Genomic DNA, 24396 nt, shown 5'->3' on the forward strand with positions numbered 1-24396 from the left:
TCAACCCCGTAGGACATTGGGTCCAGACAGTCGTCCACGCGTGTCGACAACCAGCTTTGCGTGCTCTAGCACTAGCGCGTAGTTGAAATTGTCGTGATCGGTCGCCAGTACTAGGCAATCGTAGCTGGCGATGTTGCCTGCATCGAGCGCAACGGATTGCAAATCGAAGTGATAGTCACGCTTTCGCGGAAAAACTGGAACATGCGGGTCGCTGTAATCTATTTGCGCGCCTTTGGTCCGCAGCAAATCCAGAATCTCTACCGCAGGGGATTCACGCGTGTCGTCTATGTTCTTTTTGTACGCAAGGCCAAGTACCAGAATGCGGCTGCCATTAATCGCCTTTCCACATTCATTTAGAGCATCAGCAACTTTGCCCACCACCCACTGCGGCATGTAGTGATTGATCTCACCGGCAAGCTCAATAAACCGTGTATTGACTCCGTACTCTCTGGCCTTCCAGGTCAGGTAGAACGGATCGATAGGGATGCAATGGCCGCCTAAGCCTGGACCTGGCTTGTAGGGCACAAAACCGAAGGGCTTGGTGGCGGCCGCATCGATCACTTCGTGGATATTGATGCCCATCTTGTCAGCCACAATCTTCATCTCGTTGACCAGGCCAATGTTCACACTGCGATGGATGTTCTCGAGCAACTTGGTCATTTCTGCTGCCTTGGTGCTGCTGACCGGGACCATGGTCTGAATGGCCAGCTCATACAAGGCCTGACCCAGTTGCAGGCAGGACGCAGTCATGCCGCCAATGACCTTGGGTATGTCTTTGGTGCCATAGTGGGGGTTGCCGGGGTCTTCGCGCTCTGGGGAAAACACCAGGGCGCAGTTGTGGCCGGGGACCAAGCCTTGGGTTTGCAAGCGGGGTGCAAGTATCTCTTCTGTGGTTCCTGGCCAGGTGGTGCTCTCCAGGCTCATCAACTGGCCTTCCTGCATATAAGGAAGCGCCGCTTCTACCGTATTGACGATAAAGCTCAAGTCAGGCTCACGCTGGGCGTTGAGCGGCGTGGGGACGCAGATGATCAACGCGTCGAGTTCCTGGGTTCGGCTGAAATCGGCCGTGGCCTCAAAGCCCTGTGACTGGGCAGCCTGCACCAGCGCTGGTGTCAAGCGCTCAATGTAGCTTTGGCCCTGGTTGAGCAATTGCACTTTGTTCAGATCAATGTCAAAGCCGATCACTTTGATGCCTACTTCGGCAAAGCGCAGGGCCAGCGGCAGCCCGACATAGCCAAGGCCAAAAATACCAACAGTGGCCCGGCCTGAGGCAATGCGCTGCCCCAGCCGGGTCAATGGGTTGGTGTTGTTGTCGATAGTGGTCATGGTGAGAACGCGAAAAATTACGGTGAGCAGCGGCTATGCATCGTAGCCCTGGGGGTTATGGGTTTGCCAGTGCCAGCTGTCTTGGCACATTTGCGCAAGACTGCGTGTTGCTTGCCAATTCAGGAGCTGGTTGGCAAGTGTGGCGTCAGCGCACAGCATTGGCACATCGCCGGGGCGGCGGGCAACAACTTGGAACGGAATGGGGCGACCGCAGGCAGCGCTGAAGGTATTGATCACATCCAGCACTGAGGCACCTTGGCCGGTGCCAAGGTTCAAGGTGAGCAGCGTGCCCTGCGGTTGTTTGCCCAAATATTCAAGGGCAGCGCCGTGCCCCTCTGCCAGGTCCATGACATGGATATAGTCGCGTACGCCAGTGCCATCCGGGGTGGCGTAGTCGTTGCCATAGACCGAGACTTTCTCGCGCATGCCCAAGGCGACCTGGCTGATGTAGGGGACGAGGTTGTTGGGGATGCCACGCGGATTCTCGCCAATCCGTCCGCTTTGATGTGCACCAACAGGGTTGAAATAGCGCAAGCACGCTATGCGCCAATGGGGTTGCGCCAGATGCAGATCTGCCAGGCAGCGTTCAACCATCCATTTGCTGGTGGCATAGGGGCTGAGCGTGAAGCCGCAAGGCGCGGTCTCGCGCAATGGAAGATCCTCGGAGGAAGGGTTTCCATAGACGGTGGCCGTGGATGAAAAAATCAGGGTGCTGACCGAGGCGCGTTCCATGGCCTGTATAACGGACAGCGAGCCGGCGACGTTGTTGTCGTAGTAGCGGGTAGGCTCTGCGACCGATTCGCCAACCGCCTTGAGGCCTGCGAAATGGATCACGGCATCAATGGCCTGGCCGCGTTGGAAAACCTGGTCGAGCAGTGCTGCGTCGCGAACATCGCCTTGCTCAACAATTAGGCTGCGTCCGCTGAGCACCTGCACCCGGTTCAGCGCCTCGGGCGAGCTGTTGCAGAAGTTGTCGATGACGGTGACATCCATTCCGCTTTGCAGCAGATGCAAACATGTATGCGAGCCAATGTAGCCCGCTCCTCCAGTCACAAGCACATGCATGAGGTGCCCTCTCTTTGTTCATTCTTATCGACCGCACATTTTCAGGATGTACGGCGTATTTTTTGAAAATGAGAATAAGATATGAAGCATAGCCTGAATTGCTGCATATCTAAAGATATGAAATGTTAATTATTTCCGGGCTAGCTTTTTATTTTCTCAGTCAGTGTGTGTAAAAATAAAAAAGCCAAAATGAAAATCAATGCAAGAATGGGTGTGTTATATCTGGCGATAGGGAACCCTACGCTGTGAATACCGATGAAGTAGATGAATACAGATGCCAAGAGTACGCTTGTGGCATTGATGGCATTGGATTGCTTGAAGAATTTGAGCAATAAATAAAGGCTAGCCAAGATAGCCAATACCACCCATATCCAGTGCGTATGCCGCATCAAGACATAACTGAAGATAAAGAATTTAGAGCTGAGGTAGGGGCTCTGCAAAGCAGGGTAGGTGAAGAAGCCTTGGTCCGCAGAGGCATCCGACCAAGACAAGAACTCAACAGGTTTTCCCAGTAAGTACCACTGCAGGTACTGTGCGGGTTGATCCACAACACGCTCCCAAATGCCAGACAAGGCACTGCTGACTGATGATGAGAGTTCCTGGATCTTGGGGTCGAACCGGTAGGGATAGCCCAAAGTCGCGGGATCAGCGTTGTACATCATGCCGGGGTAATGGCCATGAACCAGCGTATTGATGGTGAGTGTCGGGTCTGAGGTGATGCCCAGGGTGATGAGATTTCTTAGCATCCAGAGGGCACTGGGCAAGATGAAAGCGCATGCGATGGCTGCATAGTGCTGCCACTGCAGTTGTCGCCTAGAAGCCAGCGCCACATACAGCAAGAGCACCGGTAGAAAGTACTGCGTAGTAGGTCTGACCAAGGTGGCGATGCCAAACAAGAAACCGGCAACAATCAAGGTGCTGCTGTTGCGGTCTTCACTTTTATAGCGGGTGCAAACGTAGACGGCGAGTAATAAGAGAAAGCCGAAAAGGCTTTCAGACAATATATAGGTTTCTACGTTAACCAGCTGGGGTGATATGGCTGTCAGAAAGGTGGGTGCAAGCGGCCAGGCCCCTGGAAGGATTTTGCGTGCAATGCCAAACACCAATAGCAGAGAAAATATCCCTAAAGCTGCCTGAGCCAGGCTTATCTGAAGAATTCCTTTGAGCGAGGGGGATTTTTCAACAAAGGCCAGAAGAAATAGCGGGTAGCCTGGTGAGCGCACAGCATCGGCAGAAGGCCGGTATTCCGGATTGTTGGATCGTGTCCAGAACTCATGGGAATACACACCATTGAAGCGCAGGTTGTATGCGTAGCTGTAGTACTGACCTGCGTCGGCCCGCAAGGGGGCCTCTGCCAAGGTGTTAGTCGCCGTATGGATTCTGAGAAATGCGCCAAGCAGCACGATCAGCACCAGGCAAAAGTTAACAGCCGACTTTCTGTTTTGCAGCATTCGAAATTCAGTGGTGGAAGGGGTGGGGTGTCCAGGCACTTGCACCGTGCTGGTTGTGGAAGCGATCGCCGGTGAGCAGTGATGATGAGGTGTCAGCCGTTACGCAATATATGTGCCCGACTTGCCCCCTTGCTTCTCCAGCAACCGAACACCACCGATGACCATCGCTTTGTCCACCGCCTTGCACATGTCATAAATCGTCAGCAGCGCGATCTGTGTGGCGGTGAGCGCTTCCATCTCGACGCCGGTCGGGCCTACGGTCTCGGTGCGGGTGTGGCAGCGGATGGCTTGCTGCGCCGCAACTATCTCGAACTCCACTGACACTTTCGTCAGCGCAATCGGGTGGCACAGCGGTATCAGCTCACTGGTCTTCTTTGCCGCCATGATGCCGGCTATGCGTGCAATACCCAGTACATCGCCTTTTTTGGCCGTGCCCGCGGCAATGATGTCCAAGGTGGCCGCCTGCATGGTGATGAAGCCCTCCGCGATAGCGATGCGATGGGTGTTAGGCTTGGCGCCTACATCGACCATATGGGCCTGGCCCTGGGCGTCGAAATGGGTGAGTTCAGTCATGGTGCTTTCCGTGTTCAATACGTCACAAGCGGCAATACAGGATGCAACTTGTGCAGTGGTGCTTCATCATACGTGTTGGGGTGAAGGCTTGATGGCAGGGAGTCCGCTCTGTCCTTCCTCTGGCTTGATTCAGATTCAGCATCTGCTGCCGCACGGAATTTTGAATGAATACATGGTTTTTTAAACGCACAGCATGTGCATTGCTGGCCGCCCAAATGGCGGCAGTGGCCACCCTGGCGCCCCTGCAGGCGCGGGCCGACACCAGCTTGCCAGCGATGGGCGAAGGCGCCGAGATGACCACCAGCGAAGAGCGGCGCCTGGGCGATGACATTGCGCGCGAGATCTACCGCGATCCGCAGTTTCTGGATGACGCGATTCTGTATGAGTACGTCAACGGCATCTGGCAGGAGCTGATGCTGGCAGCGCGCCAGCGCGGCACCTTGACGTCAGAACTGCAGGAACGTTTTGCCTGGCAGGTGATGCTGATCCAGGATGCCACCGTGAATGCCTTTGCGCTGCCTGGCGGTTTTATGGGGGTGCAGACCGGTCTGGTGGGCGTGGTCGGTAGCCGCGACGAGCTGGCCTCGGTGTTGGCCCACGAGATGAGCCACATCACCCAACGCCATATTGCACGCATGTTGGCCCGCCAGTCGCGCATGACGCCAGTGATGATTGCCGGCATGATTTTGGGCGCGTTGGCTGCGAGCAAGAACCCGGCTGCGGCACAGGCGCTGATGGTGGGCAGTTCGGCTGCGGCCATCCAGTCGCAACTGAACTTCTCACGCGATATGGAGCGCGAGGCAGACCGTACCGGCATGAGCCTGATGCCACCAGCCGGCTACTCGCAAGCGGGTTTTGTCAGCATGTTCGAGAAACTGCAGCAAGCCAACCGCATGAATGACAACGGCAGTTGGCCTTACTTGCGCACCCACCCGCTGACCACCGAGCGCATTGCCGACATGCAGTCGCGCTTGCCCGCCGGTGCTGCACGCAAACCGCAGGACACGGGCATGGTGGCGCAGATGATGTCGGCCCGGGCGCGCCTGCTGTCCAAACCTGAGCCCCAGGTGCTGCACCAGTGGGTGCAGCTGACCACAGCGGCCGATTTTGCCAACCGCTCATTGGACCAGCAGGCAGGTGTCTGGTATCTGGCAGCCATGTCCCACAACCAGCTGGGGCGCCATGCTGAAGCGCTGGCGGCGTTGGACCAGTTGGATGCCACCGTGCAGGCCCACCCCGATGCGATGCGCCAGGCGCAACTGCTGCGTGCCGATGTCGCACTGCGGAACCGCCAGCCGCAGGATGCGTTGGCGGCGCTGGCCAAGATCCAACCCCTCAAGCCTCCTGCCAGCAAGACCGGCAGCACTTCGGTGACGGTCAGCAATGCGATGACTGGCCTGGTCAACGAGGCAGTGATTACCCAGGGCTCGGACAAGTCGCTGAGCATCCAGGACAGCAGCCGCGATGTGCTGCTGCCGGAGGTCAAGGCCGTGGTGGGCGACGATGCAGGCCAGAGCAGCGATCGGCCCGACCTGGTGCTGGCTGCACAGGCCTTGGCGCAGCTGCCTGCCACGGGTTTGACGGCCTATGACGGGGTCCTGCGCCAGACCAGCAGCCGCCTGCAGACCCTGGTGGTGCAGTGGCCCAAGGATGCGGGGGCTTGGCTTGCGCTGTCGTGGGTGCTGCGCCAGCAGAACCAGCCGCTGCGCTCCATCCGCGCGGAGGCCGAGAGCCGGGCTGCGCAGTATGACTATGCGGCAGCGGTAGACCGCCTGCGCGCCGGGCAGGACATGGCACGCAACAGCCCAAACCGCAATGACTACTACGAGGCCTCGATCATCGACACCCGCTTGCGCGAGATGCAATCACTTGCCAAGGAGCAGGCGGCCCGTAAGTGACTCGATGACCAGGCTGATGACCGAGTAGAGAACCGAGCCGATCAGCGCAGCCCAGAAGCCATGCACCACAAAGCCGCTGCCTGCGATGCCGGAGGCGGCCCAGAACATCAGCGCGTTGATGACAAAGATGAACAGGCCCAAGGTCAGGATGGTGACGGGCAGGGTCAGCACAATCAGCACCGGTCGCACGATGGCATTGCACAGCCCTATCAGCAGCGCTGCAATCAGCGCCGCGCCAAAGCTGCGGATTTCCACACCACTGTAGAGGTAGGCGACACAGAGCAGGGCGACTGCGGAGAGCAGCCATTTGAGCAGGATCTTCATGCGGACATAGCTTACTGCATAATTTCGCGCAGGTCATGTGCAGAAGACAGACGCGCAGGATCCATAAAAAGGGTGAAGGAATGAGGGAAAAATTCAAAGCGGCCGGAATTCATTTTTTGGTGGGACTGGTGCTTCTCAGTGCCGTGTTCTGCCTGATCTACTTTGTCTGGTACCCGGCGCCTTTCTACCAGTTGTCCGGTGGCCAGGATCTGATGGAGTTGATTTTTGGCGTGGACCTGATTCTGGGCCCGCTGCTGACCTGGGTGGTCTTCAACAAGAAAAAGCCGCTGCGCACCAACCTCTTGGATGTTGCCGTGATTGCCTGTGTGCAACTGGCAGCGCTGGGCTATGGCGTCTACACTGTGCTGCAGGCGCGGCCGGTCTTTGTGGGGTTTGAGTACTACCGCTTTCGCGTGGTGCATGCCAATGAGCCCGATCCGCAGGAAGTGCGCAAAGCCAGTGCAGTGATTCCCCATGGTTTGCCATTGTGGGGACCGAAGATGCTGGGGCTGCGCAAGCCGGCAAACAATGAGGAGCAAACCAATTCCACCATGCTGGCATTGGGTGGCATTTCCGAAGCTGCGCAGGCGAATCTATGGGTGCCATATGACACAGTAAAACCCGAGGTGCTTGCGCAGGCGCATTCGGTGCAGCGCCTGATCGATCGCTTCCCAAAGCAGGCTGACAAGATCCGGCAACTGCTGGCCGACCACCAGCTGGCATTGGACAACGCAGTCTATGTGCCGCTCATTGTCAAGGATGCATTCTGGACCGTGGTGCTGGACAAGCACCAGTTGGACAAGCCTTATTACCTCGACATCGACTCGTTCGAGAACTGAAACAACAAAGCGCCCGAAGGCGCTTTGTGTTGGGTGATGGGACTGATGGCTTACGCGCCGTCGAGCACCAAGCTGAAGCAGATACCCAGAATGCCCAGCAGCGAGCCTGCCAGCTTGGCAGGGCGTGGCACAAAGTCGGCCGATGGCGGCTCGGAGATGGCCTTGGGGCGGCGCCAGTCCAGCACTTCGGCCTCGGGGTACTCAGAATGCAGCTGGGCGGTCATTTGCTGAACGCTGACTTCCGAGATATGGGTCGAGACGCGGGCGCGCTGCAGCTGGGTGCTTTGCGGGATCAGGCCCTCAAACAGGTTTTTGGCCCACTTGTTGCGCCACTTTTCGAGGGTGCTGCGATTGCCCCAGCGGCTGGCCCTGCGGGTGATCTTGGGGGCGCAAGCCACCAGCACCCAGTGCTCGTCGTTGATGGTTGCGCACTCGTTCAAGCGCTGCAGGGCAAAGGCGGCATCATCTACAAAGACTATTTTTACGTTCATCCAAGTGGCCTAAGTGGGGCTGGCAGCGTGGGGCTGCCAGCGGTGGTGGTAGAGGGCGGGTATGGGCTTAGTGTACGTTGGCCGCTGGGAGTTCCTTGGCTTTTTTGCTGGCCAGCCATTTGCCCAGCGCCAGCACGATCAGTGCGCCAGCGGCAGCGGCTGCGTAATGCAGGGTCTTGCTCTGGTCGATCTTGAACATCCAGGTCCACTTGTCGGGGTTGGCAAACACGGGGTCAGAGACCAGCATGCCGCCTGCAATCCAGCCCAGCAGCATGCCGCCGGCGGTGATGACCATCGGGAAGCGCTCCATCAGCTTGATGACCAGCTGGCTGCCCCAGACGATGATCGGGATCGAGATCAGCAGGCCCAGGATGATGAGCAGCATGTGGTGCTCGTCACCGGCGTTCTGCGCGGCGCCAGCAATGGCGATCACGTTGTCCACGCTCATCACCAGGTCGGCAACGATGATGGTCTTGATAGCAGCAAACAGGCGGTCGCTGCCTTGGATGTTGCCGTGGTCTTCGTCTTCCGGCACCAGCAGCTTGACGCCGATCCAGAACAGCAAGATGGCGCCGACAAACTTCAGGAAGGGCAGAGCCAGCAGGAACATCGCGAACGCGATCAGGATGACACGCAAGATGATCGCGCCAGCGGTACCAAAGATGATGCCTTTGCGGCGCAGGTCAGGGGGCAGCTTGCGGCAAGCCAGGGCAATCACCACCGCGTTGTCCCCGCCGAGCAGGATGTCGATGATGATGATTTGGCCCAGTGCAATCCAGAAGGGCGCGTGCGTCAGAAAATCCAAGTCCATGTAGGCACCTAATTTTGAAAAGGCGGCCCATGCACCATGCACAGACCAGCCGGTAGGGTGTCGTTACAAGTCAGGGAGGCGACGTTGTTCGGTGTTGGCGCTTTAAAACGGCCAACAGCCGGGGCAGTAGCTTCGAAAGACCTGTGGTGCGGCACCATGGTTTTCAAAGGTCTTGCTCAGATCATGTGGGCCATGAACCTAACGCGCCGGAAGCCGTGAGGCTTCGTACTGACGACGCATTACATGTCTCTGCGCTTGCCGCTGGCAAGGCATCAACGGGAGCTACTCCCCTTCGTCAGCGCGTATTGGAACACAAACAAAGCGCTGTTGAGTGACAAAGACCGGGCCGGGGCACAGAGTATTCCCGCATGTTTGTGTTTGCCCACACCTGTGGATAACAAGCTGTGAACAAGTCATGAGTAAGGGCGCTTGGAGTTTGTGCGGTCGCAGGGCTATCATCCCCGCAGCTATGGAATCCATCCACCTGACCGACCTGGAAGCGGCCATCAACCACTGGCGCCAGCGCGCGCCCAGTGGCCCGGGCGCGTCGTTGTCGCCCCAGGTTGCAGCGTTGGCCGAGGTCTATGCGCAGCTGGTCTACCAGCGCCGGGATGCGGTGGCGGCCCGCGACATGGGGGATGTGGCCATGCAGGCCTGGCTCGCCTGGTGGGAGACCACACCGGATACGCCCTGCATCGCCATCTGCTCCACCAGCCAGGGCGATGAAGTCTGCAAGGGCTGCGGCCGCAGTTTTGACGAGGTGCAGCACTGGCTGGCCTACAGCCCCATGCAAAAGCGGGCGGTGTGGCGGCGCATCAGCCTGCAGGGCACGGCCTGGCGCTTCAACCGCTATGCGGAACGGGCGCGTTCCGCGGGCGGCATCACTTCCAGCGAATAGGTTCTACAAAGACGGTGCCCTTGTCGCTGGACAAGGTCAGCTGGCCTTCCTGGATGGTGGCCTGCAGTTGCATGCTGCGCTCGGCCAGATCGGCCAGCGATTGCGACACCTCGGTTGGCAGGCGAAACACTTCCAGCTTTTCCTGGCGCGCGAGCTTGCCTTCCAGGCCCTTCCACCAGATCTCGGCCGCATGGTTGAAGCAGTAGACCAGCATGTGGTCCGACTTGTTGCAGGCCTTGGTGATCGGCTTTTCTTCGGGCTGGCCCACTTCGATCCAGACGCGCTTGGCACCGGTGAAGTCGGTCAGGTGCACATCGGGGTTGTCCGGGTCGGACAGGCCGGCGCCAAAGCCCAGCGTGCCGTCGCCATTGCACAGGTCCTGCAGCTGGTGGGCGTTCAGCGCCAGCGCCACCAGGCGCACCATCATGCGCTCGTCGGTTTCGCTGGGGTGGCGCGCCAGGGTCAGGTTGTGGTCGGCGTAGTAGTTGTGGTCGATATCGGCAATCGAGAGATTGGCCTTGTAGATCGTGGATTTGATAGCCATGGGGCAGGGTCTGGTGACGAAGCCTGGGCTTCGGGGGTGAATCCGGCGCGTCCGGCAGTCGCTGTGCGGTCTGCCGGACGCTGAGAGGAAAAAGACAAGAGGCCAGGGAACGCCTGGCCTCGGGGGGTCTAAGGGGCTTAAACGCGCTGGGCCAGCTCAGTGGCCTTGCCGATGTAGCTGGCCGGGGTCATGGCCAGCAGGCGTTCCTTGTCGGCCTGCGGGATCTCCAGGCTGTTGATCAGCTGGTGCAGGTCTTCGGCGCGCACGGTCTTGCCACGGGTGACTTCCTTGAGCTTCTCGTAAGCGCCCTGCACGCCATAGCGGCGCATGACGGTCTGGATCGGCTCGGCCAGCACTTCCCAGGCATTGTCCAGGTCTTCGGCCAGGCGCTCTTCGTTCAGCTCCAGCTTGTTCAGGCCGGTCATCAGCGAGGTGTAGGCCAGTGCGGCGTAACCAGTGGCCACGCCGATATTGCGCAGCACGGTCGAGTCGGTCAGGTCACGCTGCCAGCGGCTGATCGGCAGCTTCTCCGACAGGTGGCGCAGCAGTGCATTGGCCAGGCCCAGGTTGCCTTCGGCGTTTTCGAAGTCGATCGGGTTGACCTTGTGCGGCATCGTGGACGAGCCGATTTCGCCGGCCTTCAGGCGCTGCTTGAAGTAGCCCACCGAGACATAGCCCCAGATGTCGCGCGACAGGTCGATCAGGATGGTGTTGGCACGGGCGATGCCGTCGAACAGCTCGGCCATGTAGTCATGCGGCTCGATCTGGATCGAGTAGGGCTGGAAAGTCAGGCCCAGGCCCTGGGGCTCGTGCTTTTCCACCACGTTCTTGCTGAAGCTTTCCCAGTCAAATTCTGGCCAGGCCGACAGGTGGGCGTTGTAGTTGCCCACGGCGCCGTTCATCTTGGCCAGCAGCTTGACGTTGGCAATGCGGTCCATCGCTCCTTGCAGGCGCACGACCACGTTGGCCAGTTCCTTGCCCACGGTCGTGGGGCTGGCGGTCTGGCCGTGGGTGCGGCTGAGCATGGGCACAGCGGCGTACTGGTGCGCCATCTCGCGCAGCTTGAGCACTACGCGGTCCAGGCCCGGCAGGATCACCTGGTCGCGGCCGGCGCGGATCTGCAGCGCATGGCTGGTGTTGTTGATGTCTTCGCTGGTGCAGGCAAAGTGCACGAACTCGGCCGCCTTGAGCAGCTCTGGGCGCGCCTCGAACTTGCTCTTGATCCAGTACTCCACCGCCTTCACGTCGTGGTTGGTGGTCTTTTCGATGTCCTTGATCGCCTGGGCATCGGCTTCGCTGAAGTTGTTCACCAGGCCGTGCAGGTAGCTGCGTGCACCTTCGGACAGCGGCGAGAACTCGGCAAAACCGGCATCGGACAGCGCGATGAACCAGGTGATCTCCACCTGTACACGGCGATGCATGTAGCCAAATTCGCTCATGATCGGGCGCAGGGTGGACAGTTTGGAGGCGTAGCGGCCATCCAGCGGAGAAAGGGCGGTAAGGGAAGACAGGCTCATGGGCCGCTATTGTAGGAGCGGGCCGTTTGCCGCATCGGTAGTCTGGCATTGCCTATTTACAATCAAGGGGCTGCAAATGCCCCGCAAGGCCCGCCTGCCCACCGATGGCGCAAGGGCCCTGCAGGCCGAATAGACGCCACCTGCCTGAGCCTGAAGCTATGAAATTGCTAGGAAGCCTGACCAGTCCCTATGTGCGCAAGGTGCGCGTGGTGCTGGCCGAGAAAAAACTCGATTACCGCCTGGAGACCATGGATGTCTGGGGCGACCGGGCCACGATTGCCGCGGTCAACCCGCTGGGCAAGGTGCCCTGTCTGGTGCTGGACGATGGCTCCGTGCTGGTCGATTCACGGGTAATCGTCGAGTACCTGGATACCTTGTCGCCAGTGGGGCGGCTGATACCGAACCTCGGCCGTGAGCGTGCCGAAGTGCGCAGCTGGGAAGCGCTGGCCGATGGCGTGCTGGATGCCGCCGTGCTGGCGCGCATGGAGCATGCCTTTGCGGGCCGCACCCCTGAGCAGCGCAGCCCCGCCTGGGTGGAGCGCCAGCTGGGCAAGGTCTGGGCGGGCCTGGAGGCCATGAGCAACGGCCTGGGCCAGAAAACCTACTTTGCCGGCAGCGGCGTGCACATCAGCCTGGCCGATATCGCCGTGGGCTGCGCGCTGGCCTGGCTGCGCTTCCGCTTTCCGGAACTGGACTGGGCTGAGCGCTATCCCAACCTGGCGCAGCTGCTGGAGCGGCTGGAAGCCCGCCCCAGCTTTGCGGCGACACCACCCCAGCTTTGAGAACCTGTTCCAAGTCTCGTCGCGCCGCGACACTGTCTTGAACAGGTTCTGAGGCGCACAAAAAAAAGGCCCAGTCGTCTGGACTGGGCCTGGGTATAAAAAAAGTTGCGAAGCGTCCCGAAGTGAATGATAGAGAGGGAGGGAGGAGAAGCACTTCAGGTTTGCAGTCATGCCGAATTGGGCCTGAAAGACTTCGCAACATTAAAAAGGGTACGTAAAAACTGCGTCTATCGCCTTTACATGGTTCACAGAGTAGAGGGGCGGTTTTAAGTTTCCGCCAGTCACCATAAATGTATTGTAAACAAATAAATAATTTGTTTCATTCCGTTATCATTCGTCGAATTAATCGACTTGCATGGCTCGATAGTACATCGTTTTGAATGCTCTTGCACGTAAGTGAATGCTAGCGACCGGTGGAGGCGCAGTATAAACCCTTATGAATTCCCGAGTTCCATCGGTCTTTCTGCAGGACTTATGCAGTCTGTAACACCGTTTTCCACAGCGCCCGCACCGTGTGTTGCTCTTCCAGCAAGGCGGTCTCGGGCACCTGGGTGGGCGCCTCGTTCAGCCTGGCCAAATGTTGCACACGGCGCAAAGCGCGGTAGGCATTCGCCGTCGCCTCGCCCATGCCCTCGGGCAGCAAACCTGCACTTTCGGCACGACGCAACAAGGTGATGTTGCCCAGGTTGGGACGCAATTGGGGATTGCAAGCCGAGTGCAGCAAGATCAGGTACTGCACGGCAAATTCCACATCCATCATGCCGCCCACGCTGTGCTTGACATCGAACAAGCCGGCCGGCACTGCATGGGCGCTGCGCACGCGCTCGCGCATGGTGGCGATCTCGCTGCGCAGCGCTGCGGCGTCGCGCGGGGCGGTGATCACCGCTTCGCGCACCGCGTCAAAACGCGCTGCGAGCTCGGCGCTGCCCATCACAAAGCGGGCACGCGTCATTGCCTGGTGCTCCCAGGTCCAGGCGGTGTTGCTGCCGCGCTGCTGCTGGTAGTTGGCGTAGGACTCAAAGCTGGTGACCAGCAGGCCGGAGTTGCCGTTGGGGCGCAGCGCGGTGTCGATCTCGAACAGGTCGCCTTCGCCGGTCTTGACCGTGAGCCAGCTGATGAGCTTGCGCACAAAGGCGGAATAGACCTCGGGCGCGCGTTCGTCGTCGTCATCGAACACAAAGACGATGTCCAGATCGCTGCCGTAGCCCAGCTCTTTGCCGCCAAGCTTGCCGTAGCCGATGATGCCGAACTGCGGCTCCTCGCGGTGGGCGCTCTTGAGCCGGCCCCAGCACCAGCGCGTGGTCACGCGCAGCACGGCATCGGCCAGTGCCGACAGGTCGTCGGCCACTTGCTCGACGGTGATCTGCTGCTCGATGTCGCGCGCCAGGGTGCGGAAGGTTTCGGCATGTTGTGCGCGGCGCAGCAGGTTCAGCAGGTTCTCGTCATCGTCTTCGGCGGTGGATTGCAGCGCGGCACGGCGCCGCTCCAAGTCGGCCTCAAACTCCTGCGGGTTGAAGCGCTCGTGCATCAGCGCATCGCTGGCCAGCTCGTCGATCACGCCCGGATGCTGCAGCATGTAGCGGGCCGGCCATTTGGCCGCACCCAGCATGTGCATCAGCTTTTCATGCACAGCCGGGCGCTCCTGCAGCATCGCCAGATAGCTTTCGCGGCGCAGCAGCGATTCCATCCAGTCGGCCAAGCGCACGGCGGCGATCTCACTGACCTGGCCCTGGCTCAGCCACTGGGCGGTGCGCTGCAGCAGCAAGACCAGACGCCCCCGGCCGGCATCGCTCAGGTAGCTGTAGCGGGGATTGCGCTGCCACTGCAGCACGCGCTCGCGCACCGCCTCGGGCAGCCTGGGCAGCACGGTCTCCAGCTCGGGCGCGCTGGCAGCGGCCCCCTTGGCGCCGCCGCATTGGCCGCTTTTGCAGGCCTCGTTGCCGCCCAGCAGCTTGTCAAACTCCTGCGCGACCAGCTCGCGGTGCGCATCGAGCTGGTGCAGAAAGCGGCACTCGTCGTCATAGCCCAGGGTCTGCGCCATCCACAGCAGGTCGTCATCGCGCGTGGGCAGCACATGGGTTTGCTGGTCGTCCAGGTACTGGATGCGGTGCTCCACCTTGCGCAAAAAGATATAGGCGTCGGCCAGTGCCTGCGCGGTCTCGGGCGCCATCAGGTTGGCGCGCTCCAGGCGGGGCAGGGCCTCCAGAGTGGCGCGGCAGCGCAGCTCGGGGAACTGGCCGCCCCGCACCACCTGCAGCAGCTGCACGATGAACTCGATCTCGCGGATGCCGCCGCGCGAGAGCTTGACGTCATTCGCGCGCCCGGGGTGGCCCGCGCTGCGCTTGGCCGCATGCTCGCGGATCTGGCGGTGCAGGCTGCGCAGCGAATCAAAGACCGCGTAGTCCAGATAGCGGCGGAACACAAAGGGCAGCACTGCGCCACGCAGCGCCTGCACATTGGGCGTGCGGATATCGGCCAGCGGCGCCACGATGCGGCTCTTGAGCCAGGCAAAGCGCTCCCACTCGCGGCCATGGGTCTGCAGATAGTCCTCCAGCGCAGCCACCGAGATGGCGGCCGGACCGGAGTTGCCATTGGGCCGCAGCATCAGGTCCACGCGGAACACAAAGCCGTGCTCAGTGGTCTCGCCAATCAGCTGGTAGATCAGCTTGATCGCGCGGATGAAGTATTCATGGTTGCTGAGCTTGCCCCGGCCATCGGGCTGGCCCAGGGTCTCGCCCTCTTGCTCGTAGATATAGATCAGGTCGATGTCGCTGGAGACATTGAGCTCGCGTGCACCCAGTTTGCCCATGCCGATCACCCACAGCTGCACCGGGTTGCCATCGGCATCGCGCGGCGCGCCATGGCGGCTGTCCAGCTCGGCCCGCGCAGCGGTGCAGGCGGCATCCAGGGTCAGCTCGGCCAGCTCGGTCACCCCCCGGGTAATGGTCTGCAGATCCGCCTGCTCGTCGCAATCGAGGTGCACCAGGCGCTCCATCACCAGCTGGCGAAGGATGCGCAGTGCAGCGCCCAGCGCATAGCCTTGGGCCTGCAGCGCCGCCAGGGTGGGGGCCATGGTGGCATGGGTAGGAGGGCCGCTGGGCAGCAGATCCAGCAAACCCTCGTAGCGGCGGTGCAGGCGCTGGACAAAGCGCGAATGCTCAGACAGAGGCAGGCTGGCCTGCGGGGGCGTGATATCCGTGTGTGCCATAGCGCTTTATCGACAATGTCCTGCGGCAGACCTGTTCAAATGCTCACATATGCAACGCGAGCGAGGGACTTGCCGCGGGTCATAATTTCGCTTTCCCCTTACTGATTGGACTCGATTGACTGTGCGCGCGCCCCGATTGCTCAAGCTCGCTGCCAAGCTGGTGCAATGGTCGCTGGGCTTATTGCTGGGCTTGGTGCTGCTGATGGCCATGGCCGTGGCGGCGCTGCATTGGTGGATTGTGCCCCGTATCAATGACTTTCGCCCGCAAGTGGAATCTAGGCTATCGGCGGCGCTCGGCGTGCCGGTGCGCATCGACCGCTTACAGGCCGATGGCAACAACGGCCTGGTGCCTGCGATTGCGGTGCAGGGCCTGCGCATCGAGCAGCCGGATGGCTCCCCTGGGTTTACCCTCGATACGATCAAGGTCGCGTTGTCGGTGCCGTCGCTCTTGCGACTGCGGGCCGAGCAAATCGTCATCGATGCACCGCAACTGACAGTGCAGCGCGCCGCCGATGGCAGCGTGCGCGTGGCCGGTGTGCTGGTGGAGACATCGCAGAACCAGGACAGCGGCAGTGCTGCTGACTGGCTGTTCCGCCAGCGCGAAGTGCTGCTGCAAGGCGGCAGCATCATCTGGGATGACCAGCTGCGCGGCCTGCCGCCCGTCACCTTCAGCGATGTGCATCTGCTGCTGCGCAACCCCGGCCTGCGCCATGAATGGCAACTGCGCGTGCGCCCACCCGAAGACTGGGGCGATGCACTGGAGCTGCGCGGCCGCATGCACCAGCCGCTGTGGGCGCTGCACGATGGCAGCTGGAAGCACTGGAGCGGCCAGGTCTACCTGGAGGCGCTCCAGCTCAATGCCGCAGCGATGGCACCCTACCTGCCGCCCGCGATGGGCCTGCAGCAAGGCCAGGGCTCGGCACGCCTTTGGCTGGATGTGACGCGGGGCAAACTGACGAACGGCACGGCCGATGTGGCCTTGCGCGATGTGGGCGTGCGCCGCCAAGCTGCGGCGGCCAGCGATGACAAAACCGCGCAGGGCACGGTGCTGCTGCTGCGCTCGGTGCAGGGCCGCATCGGCGGCGCGGCCGATGACAGCGGCTTTCGGGTGCTGACGGAGAACCTGGCGGTGGAGTCGGCCAATGGCGAGCACTGGCCCGGCGGCAGCGCCCGCATCAACCATGTCTATGCCCAGGGCAAGCAGCCCAGCGAGACCGAGGCCAGCGCCCAGTCGCTCGATATCGCCTCCCTGGCCCAGCTGGCGCGGCTGCTGCCCATCCCCGCCAACGCCCGCCAGTGGCTGCAGAGCAACCGGCCTGCGGGCCTGATCCGCAGTGCATCGGCCCATTGGCGCGGTGATATGGACACCTTGCAGGACTGGCAGGTCAAGGCCGATGTGGGACAGCTGGCCTTTGGCATGCCGGCTGTGGCGCCCAAGGCCAATGCAGCGCGCGACAGCCATGGTGGCCTGGTGCTGGCTGCCGGGCAGCCGCATGTCGGCCTGCGTGGGCTGGATCTGGCCATCGATGCGCGGGCCGGTGGCGGCCAGGCCAAGCTGAGCTTTGCCGATGGCGCGCTCTACCTGCCGTCGGTGTTTGAAGAACCGCAGATCCCCATCACCTCGGCCAGCACCCAGCTGCAGTGGACGGTGCAGGGCGATCGCATCCAGATGCAGTCCGAGCGGCTGGAGTTTGCCAATGCCCATGCGGCCGGCCATGCACGCTGGTCCTGGCAGACGGCCGACCCGCAGAAGACCGCATCGCAATCGCGCTTCCCCGGCATCCTGCAGCTCAAGGGTGTGCTTGACCGTGCCGATGGCACCCAGGTGCACCGCTATCTGCCGCTGCACATTCCGCCCGATGCGCGCCACTATGTGCGCGATGCCATTCTGGCCGGCCAGGCCAGCAATGTGCAGTTCGAAATCGATGGCGATCTGTGGGAAGTGCCTTTCCCCGATTCGCGCCATGGCCTGTTCCGCATTGTCGCGCCGGTGCGCGATGTGCGCTATGCCTATGTGCCCAACTCGCACCTGCACCCCGGCGAAAAGCCCTGGCCCGAGCTCAACCGCCTCTCGGGCGAGCTGGTGTTCGAAGGCAATGGCATGCAGGTCAACAAGGCCAAGGGCATTCTGGATGGCAACACGCGCATCGTGGTGGACCAGACCAGCGCCCAGATTCCCGACTTCCATGACACGCGCGTGCTCGTCAATGCGCAGGCCAACGGGCCGCTGGCCGATATGCTGGCCACCGTGCGCGGCAGTGCGATCAATGCGCTGTCCCAGGAGGCATTGACGCAGACCCAGGCCGATGGTGATGCCCAGTTGCAGCTCAAGCTGGATCTGCCGGTGCATGACATGGCCCAGTCCAAGGTCGATGGCAAGGTCGTGCTGCCGGGCAACCGCATCCAGTTCCATGATGACTCGCCGGTGGTGGAGAAGGTCACCGGCGCCGTGCAGTTCTCCGAGCATGGTTTTGCGCTGCAGGATGTGCAGGGCCAGGCGCTGGGCGGCGCGGTCAAGTTCTCGGGCGGCATGGACGTCAGCGGGCTGCCCGCTGGCGCGGACCATGGGCCCCGGCTCAAGGTGCGGGCCAATGGCGTGGCCACGGCCGATGGCCTGCTGCGCGCCAAGGAGCTGGGCCCGGTGGTGCAGCTGGCGCAACTGGCCCAAGGCCAGGCCGCCTACCAGCTGGACATCAGCATGGGCCAGGGCGTGCCGCTGGTGGAGGTGCGCAGCGATCTGGCCGGCATGGCGCTGGCGCTGCCGCCGCCGCTGAAGAAGGCAGCTGACGAGGTCTGGCCGACCCACTTTGCCAGCACCGTGCCTGAGGGCCCCCGCGCCGCGCTGGTGCGGCAGAACATGCAGCTTGATGTGGGCGGCCGCCTGCAGCTGCGCTATGTGCGCGACATCAGCAACGATGACAAGGTAGCCGACAAGGTGGTCAGCGGCGTGCTGCGCCTGGGCGCTGGCGCGCTGACCTTGCCGGCCAAGGGGGTGATTGCCGAGGTGCAACTGCCCCAGGTCGATGTGCAGGAATGGCAGGCGCTGGCCCAGCGCCTCAAGGCCATGGCACCAGCGCGTGCACCCGTGGCAGAAGGTGCTGCAGCTGCGGCGCCCGCCGAGGACGACCCCTATGCCGCCTTTTTGCCGGACCACTGGGACATCCGCCTGGACACGGTGCAGGTGCGTGGCATGGATATCCACGACCTGCACCTGAGCGGTTCGCGCACGGGGCCGCGCTGGCGCAGCCAGGTCAGCTCCAGCCTGCTCGACGGCCAGCTGGAGTACGAGCAAGAGGCCAAGGGCCCGGGCACCATCCGCGCGCGGCTGAGCCAGCTGCGTGTGGGCCAGGAGGGCTCCGACAGCAAGGCAGCCGCCAGCCAGGATGACGCACTGGGCCAGGAGCCCGGGCAGTTGCCGGCACTGGATGTGGTGGTGGAGGATTTGCGCTGGCGCAAGCACTCGGTGGGCCGGCTGGAGGTACAGGCCGTCAACCAGCGCGAGGCAGACAAATCCTGGTGGCAACTGAAGAACATGGTGCTCTCGAACGATGCCGCCAGCCTGCAGGCCAGCGGCGACTGGGGCGCCAAGCGCAGCAGCAGCGGCGGGCGCCGCACCGAGCTGGAGATGCGCCTGGACCTGAAAGACACTGGCGCCTTGCTGGGCCGCCTGGGCATGGCCGGCGTGGTGCGCCAGGGCAAGGGCTCGGTGCAGGGCAGCATCGGCTGGACGGGCAGCCCCGTGAGCCCCGACTACACCAGCATGGATGGCAAGCTGCACATCGATGTCGGCCAGGGCCAGTTCCTGAAGGTGGAGCCCGGTGCGGCCAAGCTGCTCGGAGTGCTCAACCTGCAGGCCCTGCCGCGCCGTCTGACCCTGGACTTCAAGGACGTGTTCAGCGCCGGCTTTGGCTTTGACTTTGTGCGCGGCGATGTGGGGGTCAGCGATGGCGTGGCCTCGACCACCAATATGCAGATGAAGGGCGTGACCGCCGCCGTGCTGCTCGAAGGCAGTGCCAATCTGCGTGATGAAACCCAGCACCTGCATGTGGTCGTCATCCCCGAGCTGAACACCACTACCATGGCCTTGGTGACCACCGCCATCAACCCGGTGATCGGCATAGGCACCTTCCTGGCGCAGGCCTTGTTCAAGGGCCCGCTGACCAATGCGGTGACCCAGGAGTTCGAGGTCAGCGGCTCCTGGTCCGAGCCCGAGGTCAAGCGCCTCAACCGCCGGCAAGAGGCCGAGCCCAGCGTCGTCGGCACCCCGCATTGAGCGCCCTGGTGCCGCTGCGCTGAGTCACCTTCGATATCCGCGAGTGTCCCTCCTCGCCAGTGGTTGCGGATAATAGCTGCCAGTTTCTCTTGCAGGATGCATCGATGAAAGTAGCCGCACTCCAAATGGTGACCAGCACAGACTGGGAGCACAACCGCGCACAGGCCTGGCAACTGCTGCAGCAGGCGGCGGCCGCTGGTGCGGAACTGGCGGTGCTGCCCGAGTACTTCTGCCTGATGGGCCAGCGCGATACCGACAAGCTGGCGCTGGCCGAGCCGTTTGGCGAAGGCCCCATGCAGCAGTTTCTGGCCGACAGCGCCCGCAGCCTGGGCCTGTGGATCGTGGGCGGCACCCTGCCGCTGCAGGGGCCCGATGCAGAACATGTCTACAACAGCAGCTGCGTCTACAACCCGCAGGGCGACTGCGTGCTGCGCTACGACAAGATGCATTTGTTTTGCTATGCCAACGAGCGCGAGTCCTATGACGAGCACCGGGTCATCGCGCCCGGCAACACGCCAGCGCAGTTTGACCTGCCCAGCCAAGACGGCCAGAGCTGGCGCATTGGTCTGAGCATCTGCTACGACCTGCGCTTTCCCGAGCTCTACCGCCTGCATGCACAGGCCGGCGCGCATCTGATGCTGGTGCCCAGCGCCTTTACCTACACGACGGGCCAGGCGCATTGGGAGCTGCTGCTGCGCGCGCGGGCCGTGGAAAACCTGGCCTATGTGCTGGCCGCAGCCCAAGGCGGCCAGCATGAAAACGGCCGCCGCACCTGGGGCCACAGCATGGCCATCAACCCCTGGGGCGAGGTGATGGCGCTGCAGGCCAGCGAGCCCGGCGTGGTGCTGGCCGATCTGGACTGGGCGCAGATGCAGCGCTGGCGCCAGCAACTGCCGGCCTTGCTGCACCGCGTATGCTGATGGCGCATTGGGCGCAGACCCTGGCGCAGCGCTGGCACCAAAGCTGGCGGCGCTGGTCGCTGTGGTCGGCGCTGGTGCTGCTGGTGGCGGGCACCCTGGTCACCCAGGTCTGGCTGGCCGGGCGCTACGAGATCTCCGAAGTGCAGCAGCGCCTGGACCGCGAGGCCCAAGATGCCGTCAGCGACATCCGCAGCCGCTTCGCCGACAACGTCAACCGCCTGCGCAGCATGCCGCGCTACGACAGCGATGTCATGGCCTGGCAGTCGACGGCGGCGACCATCTTGCGCAACCAGCGCGACCTGGCCCATATCGAGTGGCGCAACCCACAACTGCAGATCGAGGCCAGCGAAGAATCGCCCTACCTGAACCTGCAGTGGTCGGCCATCGACCGCACCGGTATGAACACCGAGAGCCATACCGCCTGCCTGCGCGCCCGCAACACCGGCGCGGCCTCGTATGCGGGCAGCTATTTCCTGTCGCAGGGCAATGGCACGGGGTTGGAGCTGCTGGAGCTGTGTGTGCCTGTGCTCACCGGCGACCATCTACACGGCTTTGCCGTGGCCACCTACATCCTGCAGAACGTGCTGTCGGACCTGGTCAGCGAGAGCCTGCGCCGCAACCATGAGCTGTCCTTCACGGAGACCGATGGCACGCGTCTGGCGATTGTCAGCACGCCCCGGCGCGGCACGCGGGTGTTCACCTCCAACCAGCTGCTCGATCTGCCCGGCGTGGCGCTGATGCTGCGGGTGGACAGCTGGCATGCGGCGCCCAATGTCTTCCCCAATGTGCTCACGGCCCTGGTCACCGGCATGTCGATCGCGCTGATCACCGTGCTGGTGGTGCTGGTGCGCGACAACCGCCGCCGCCTGAAGGCCGAGCGCGATCTGGGTGATGCGCTGGCCTTTCGCAAGGCGATGGAGGACTCGCTGGTGACGGGGCTGCGCGCGCGTGACCTGCATGGCAAGGTCACCTATGTGAACCCGGCGTTTTGCGAGATGGTGGGCTTTTCAGCCGAAGAGATTCTGGACCCGAGCAAGGCCACGCCTTACTGGCCGCCGGAGATGGCACCCGAATACGCGCGCCGCCAGCAGATCCGCCTGTCGGGCCATCTGCCGCCGCCGCGCGAAGGCTATGAGTCCACCTTCATGCACAAGGAAGGCCGGCGCTTTCCAGTGCTGATTTTCGAGGCACCGCTGATCAATGCCGCTGGCATGCACACCGGCTGGATGAGTGCCTTTGTCGACATGAGCGAGCAGCGCCGGGTCGAGGAGCTCTCGCGCGCCTCGCAGGAGCGGCTGCAGGCCACCGCACGCCTGGCAACGGTGGGCGAGATGGCCTCGCTGCTGAGCCATGAGCTCAACCAGCCGCTGGCCGCCATCTCCAGCTATGCGACGGGCATCATGAACCTGCTGCCCGATGGCGCCTCGCCCGACGAGGTGCAGGAGCACCTGCCCGATGTGCGCATGGCCGTGCAGCGCATGGCCTTCCAGGCCGAGCGCGCTGGCAAGGTCATCAAGAGCGTGCATGGCTTTGTGCGCCGGCGCGACCAGTCGCGCGAGTTTGTGCAGGCCTCTGAGCTGATGGACGCGGTATTGCCCTTGGTGCGGCTGCAGGCGCGTAAACTCTATGTCGATGTGGCCACCGAGCTGGCGCCCGGCTTGCCGGCCGTCTTCTGTGACCGGACCATGGTCGAGCAGGTGCTGCTCAACCTCAGCCGCAACGGCATGCAGGCCATGGACTATGGCGGCACGCACCCCCGGGTGCTGCAGATGCTGGTGCGGCTGGCGCCCAGTGACGATGGCCGGGCCTGGGTGGAGTTTGTCGTGGCCGATGTGGGCGAGGGCATCACCGAGGAGGTGGCCGCGCGCCTGTACCAGCCGTTCTTCACCACCAAGGATGAGGGCATGGGCCTGGGCCTGAGCCTGTGCCGCACGGTGGTGGAGCAGCATGGCAGCCATTTGCGCTACCTGCCCAACCAGCCACGCGGAACCATCTTCAGTTTTACCCTGCCAACCTGGCGCAACGATTGAAAGTTCAGAGATGCAGCCGCTAGTGAATGCGACCGTGTATATCGTCGATGATGATGCCGAGGTGCGGGATGCCCTGGCCTGGATGCTGCGCTCGCGCCGCTTGCTGAGCGAGAGCTTTGCCTCGGCCGAGGCCTTTGAAGCCATGCTGCGCAGCCGCCCGCCGCAGGTGGACCCGGCCTGTGCGCTCTTGGATGTGCGCATGCCCGGCATGAGCGGGCTGGCGTTGTTTGACCGCTTGGTCGAGATGGATGTGATCGCCGCCTTGCCGGTGATCTTCCTGACCGGCCATGCCGATGTGCCCACCGCCGTGGCCACGGTCAAGCGCGGGGCCTTTGATTTTTGCGAAAAGCCGTTTTCCGACAATGTGCTGGTTGACCGCATTGAGCATGCGCTGCAGGCATCGAGCGCCTATCTGGAAACCCTGCGCTCGCAGCAAGGCGTGCGCGAGCGCGTGGCCGAACTGACGGACCGCGAGCAAGCCGTCATGCGCCTGGTGATCGATGGCCTGCCCAACAAGCTGATTGCCGATGAGCTGACCATCAGCGTGCGCACGGTCGAGGTGCACCGCGCCCGGGTGTTCGACAAGATGCAGGTCAAATCGGCCGTTGAGCTGGCCAACCTGCTGCGCGATCTTTCCTGAGGCTGCCGCCCAGCGCAGGCCCACAAAAAAGGACGCCAGTCCTTGAACTGGCGCCCTTTATGCATTTCGCCAAGGCAGGTGTTAGCGACCTTGCTGTACTTCACCCACATAGATCTCGACGCGGCGGTTGTGCGCGCGGCCGGCGGGCGTGTCATTGCTGGCAACCGGCTGGCGCGAGCCCATGCCCTGTACCTGGATGCGCGCGCCGTTCACGCCGCGTTGCGTCAGGTAGTTGCGTGCGCTTTCGGCACGGGCCAGCGACAGCGGATCGTTGATGCCGTCGTTGCCGGTGCTGTCGGTGTGACCGATGATGCGCACCTGGGCATTGGGGTTGTTGCGCAGGCCTTCGGCAAAGCGGTCCAGGATGGGCGCGAAGTTGCCCTGGATGTCCGAGCGGTTGGTCTGGAACGAGATGTCGCTGGGGATATCGAGCTTGAGCTGGTTGTCCGGCGTCTGCGTCACCACCACACCGGTGCCCTGGGTGGCCTGCTCCATCTCCTGCTTTTGCTTTTGCATGTGCTGCGACCAGATATAGGTGCCCAGCGCGCCGATGCCCGCACCGATCACCGCGCCCGAACCTGCATGGCCGCCGGCAATCGCGCCCACGGCAGCACCGCCCAGTGCGCCCACACCTGCGCCGGTGGCGGTTTGGCGCTGGGTGTCGGACATGTTGGCGCAACCGCTCAGGATGGCCAGACTGGCAACGGCAGAGACTAGAATTTGTTTACGCATGCTTGAACTCCTCTGATGCAAGGGCCGCCGCTGAAATGGGGCAGGCCGTAGATGCAAATTGTGGGCAGTAGAAC

19 protein-coding genes are annotated in these 24396 nt (G+C 62.4%); 8 read left to right on the forward strand and 11 right to left on the reverse strand.

Features of this window, described 5'->3' with window-relative positions; all coding sequences use genetic code 11:
• From EDF71_RS09355 to moaC, 4 genes are all read right to left on the reverse strand, one after another.
• Positions 1-1326, reverse strand: coding sequence for a nucleotide sugar dehydrogenase (locus tag EDF71_RS09355; protein WP_133856306.1), 1326 nt, complete (start codon positions 1324-1326; stop codon positions 1-3).
• A 33-nt stretch (positions 1327-1359) separates the two neighbouring features.
• Complete coding sequence (gene galE, locus EDF71_RS09360; protein ID WP_133856307.1) at positions 1360-2391, reverse strand: UDP-glucose 4-epimerase GalE; 1032 nt, start codon at positions 2389-2391, stop codon at positions 1360-1362.
• 140 nt (positions 2392-2531) lie between these two features.
• Positions 2532-3842: a glycosyltransferase family 39 protein gene (locus EDF71_RS09365; RefSeq protein ID WP_133856308.1), complete on the reverse strand. Its 1311-nt coding sequence runs from the start codon at positions 3840-3842 to the stop codon at positions 2532-2534.
• 99 nt (positions 3843-3941) lie between these two features.
• Entirely contained in the window at positions 3942-4415 is a 474-nt protein-coding gene (moaC, locus tag EDF71_RS09370; RefSeq protein ID WP_133856309.1) for a cyclic pyranopterin monophosphate synthase MoaC, read from the reverse strand.
• A 164-nt stretch (positions 4416-4579) separates the two neighbouring features.
• On the opposite strand from moaC, the gene EDF71_RS09375 reads away from it, so the two are divergent.
• A complete protein-coding gene (locus EDF71_RS09375; protein ID WP_243854240.1) occupies positions 4580-6313 on the forward strand; it encodes a M48 family metalloprotease in 1734 nt (577 codons plus the stop codon).
• On the opposite strand, the gene EDF71_RS09380 is transcribed toward EDF71_RS09375, so the two are convergent.
• The gene (locus EDF71_RS09380; protein WP_133856310.1) at positions 6281-6637 is read right to left on the reverse strand and encodes a phage holin family protein; all 357 of its coding nucleotides are present in this window, start codon (positions 6635-6637) and stop codon (positions 6281-6283) included. The genes EDF71_RS09375 and EDF71_RS09380 overlap by 33 nt on opposite strands.
• A gap of 80 nt (positions 6638-6717) precedes the next feature.
• On the opposite strand from EDF71_RS09380, the gene tfpZ reads away from it, so the two are divergent.
• A complete protein-coding gene (gene tfpZ, locus EDF71_RS09385) occupies positions 6718-7476 on the forward strand; it encodes a TfpX/TfpZ family type IV pilin accessory protein (protein ID WP_279586283.1) in 759 nt (252 codons plus the stop codon).
• A gap of 50 nt (positions 7477-7526) precedes the next feature.
• On the opposite strand, the gene EDF71_RS09390 is transcribed toward tfpZ, so the two are convergent.
• Together EDF71_RS09390 and EDF71_RS09395 are read right to left on the reverse strand one after the other, a co-directional pair.
• A complete protein-coding gene (locus EDF71_RS09390; RefSeq protein ID WP_133856312.1) occupies positions 7527-7967 on the reverse strand; it encodes a hypothetical protein in 441 nt (146 codons plus the stop codon).
• Between the two features lie 67 nt (positions 7968-8034).
• Positions 8035-8778: a TerC family protein gene (locus EDF71_RS09395; protein ID WP_133856313.1), complete on the reverse strand. Its 744-nt coding sequence runs from the start codon at positions 8776-8778 to the stop codon at positions 8035-8037.
• A gap of 469 nt (positions 8779-9247) precedes the next feature.
• On the opposite strand from EDF71_RS09395, the gene EDF71_RS09400 reads away from it, so the two are divergent.
• Complete coding sequence (locus EDF71_RS09400; protein WP_133856314.1) at positions 9248-9676, forward strand: DUF3717 domain-containing protein; 429 nt, start codon at positions 9248-9250, stop codon at positions 9674-9676.
• On the opposite strand, the gene EDF71_RS09405 is transcribed toward EDF71_RS09400, so the two are convergent.
• Both EDF71_RS09405 and purB read right to left on the reverse strand, forming a co-directional pair.
• Positions 9660-10220: a YaeQ family protein gene (locus EDF71_RS09405; protein WP_133856315.1), complete on the reverse strand. Its 561-nt coding sequence runs from the start codon at positions 10218-10220 to the stop codon at positions 9660-9662. The genes EDF71_RS09400 and EDF71_RS09405 overlap by 17 nt on opposite strands.
• Positions 10221-10357: 137 nt before the next feature.
• Positions 10358-11737: an adenylosuccinate lyase gene (purB, locus tag EDF71_RS09410; protein ID WP_133856316.1), complete on the reverse strand. Its 1380-nt coding sequence runs from the start codon at positions 11735-11737 to the stop codon at positions 10358-10360.
• A gap of 158 nt (positions 11738-11895) precedes the next feature.
• On the opposite strand from purB, the gene EDF71_RS09415 reads away from it, so the two are divergent.
• The gene (locus EDF71_RS09415) at positions 11896-12519 is read left to right on the forward strand and encodes a glutathione S-transferase N-terminal domain-containing protein (RefSeq protein WP_133856317.1); all 624 of its coding nucleotides are present in this window, start codon (positions 11896-11898) and stop codon (positions 12517-12519) included.
• A gap of 472 nt (positions 12520-12991) precedes the next feature.
• Here EDF71_RS09415 and glnE read toward each other — a convergent pair whose 3' ends face one another.
• A complete protein-coding gene (glnE, locus tag EDF71_RS09420) occupies positions 12992-15727 on the reverse strand; it encodes a bifunctional [glutamate--ammonia ligase]-adenylyl-L-tyrosine phosphorylase/[glutamate--ammonia-ligase] adenylyltransferase (protein WP_133856318.1) in 2736 nt (911 codons plus the stop codon).
• Between the two features lie 121 nt (positions 15728-15848).
• Here glnE and EDF71_RS09425 point away from each other — a divergent pair, with 121 nt between their 5' ends.
• From EDF71_RS09425 to EDF71_RS09440, 4 genes are all read left to right on the forward strand, one after another.
• Positions 15849-20000, forward strand: a complete 4152-nt coding sequence (locus tag EDF71_RS09425) for a YhdP family protein (RefSeq protein ID WP_166656498.1) — start codon at positions 15849-15851, stop codon at positions 19998-20000.
• A 104-nt stretch (positions 20001-20104) separates the two neighbouring features.
• Entirely contained in the window at positions 20105-20920 is an 816-nt protein-coding gene (locus tag EDF71_RS09430) for a carbon-nitrogen hydrolase family protein (RefSeq protein WP_133856320.1), read from the forward strand.
• Positions 20914-22950: an ATP-binding protein gene (locus EDF71_RS09435; protein ID WP_243854241.1), complete on the forward strand. Its 2037-nt coding sequence runs from the start codon at positions 20914-20916 to the stop codon at positions 22948-22950. The genes EDF71_RS09430 and EDF71_RS09435 overlap by 7 nt, the downstream gene beginning before the upstream one ends.
• Before the next feature lie 10 nt (positions 22951-22960).
• Positions 22961-23590: a response regulator gene (locus tag EDF71_RS09440; RefSeq protein ID WP_021026475.1), complete on the forward strand. Its 630-nt coding sequence runs from the start codon at positions 22961-22963 to the stop codon at positions 23588-23590.
• Between the two features lie 81 nt (positions 23591-23671).
• On the opposite strand, the gene EDF71_RS09445 is transcribed toward EDF71_RS09440, so the two are convergent.
• Positions 23672-24322 carry an OmpA family protein gene (locus tag EDF71_RS09445; protein WP_133856321.1) on the reverse strand — a complete coding sequence of 217 codons (651 nt, stop codon included), beginning with the start codon at positions 24320-24322 and terminating at the stop codon, positions 23672-23674.
• Between the last annotated feature and the right edge of the window lie 74 nt (positions 24323-24396).

It is taken from the genome of Comamonas sp. JUb58 (assembly GCF_004364775.1).
In the GTDB taxonomy this organism is placed as follows: Bacteria; Pseudomonadota; Gammaproteobacteria; order Burkholderiales; family Burkholderiaceae_C; genus Comamonas.